At 70.1% G+C, this 501-nt stretch carries 1 protein-coding gene; it reads right to left on the bottom strand.

Going from position 1 to position 501, the window contains the following annotated elements; all coding sequences use genetic code 11:
• Positions 1-501: MFS transporter (locus tag DAI20_RS20560; protein ID WP_159085190.1), on the bottom strand; the 501-nt coding region annotated here is incomplete at both ends.

Raw genomic sequence — 501 nt, 5'->3', positions numbered from 1 at the left:
CGGCGCGCATCATCGATGCGGCCGCGACGCACCAGCCAGCGCGGCGATTCGGACAGCCAGAAGATGCCAGCGCAGAACAGCAGGCCCGGTGCCAGGCAGGTCCAGAAGATGGTGCGCCAGGCGTGGTCCTTCACCGTGAACAGTTCCTGCGCCTGCTGCGCGACCGGCAGTGAGCGCACGGCTTCGGCGGCGGCATCCACGGCGTGGGCGTGGTAGAGGCCGATCAGGGCAGCCAGCACCAGGCCAACGGTCAGCAGCAGCTGGAACATGGCCGCGCCGCGCCCGCGTCGCTCGGGGCTGAGCACTTCGGCCAGGTACAGCGGAATCACCACGCCGATCAGGCCGCCACTGATGCCCTGCAGCAGCCGGCCGAGCAGCAGCGGCGTGTAGCCCGAAGCCAACGCCATGATCGGAATCGAGGCGGTGAACAGCAGGCCGGCCAGCAGCATCGCGCCGCGGCGGTCGATCAGGTCGGCGACCATGCCGGCGAACAGCGAGGAC

It is taken from the genome of Planctomonas deserti, from assembly GCF_003067705.1.
GTDB lineage: Bacteria > Actinomycetota > Actinomycetes > Actinomycetales > Microbacteriaceae > Planctomonas > Planctomonas deserti.
Note: the sequence above shows the minus strand (reverse complement) of the source record. Positions and strands in the feature narration are given on the sequence as shown.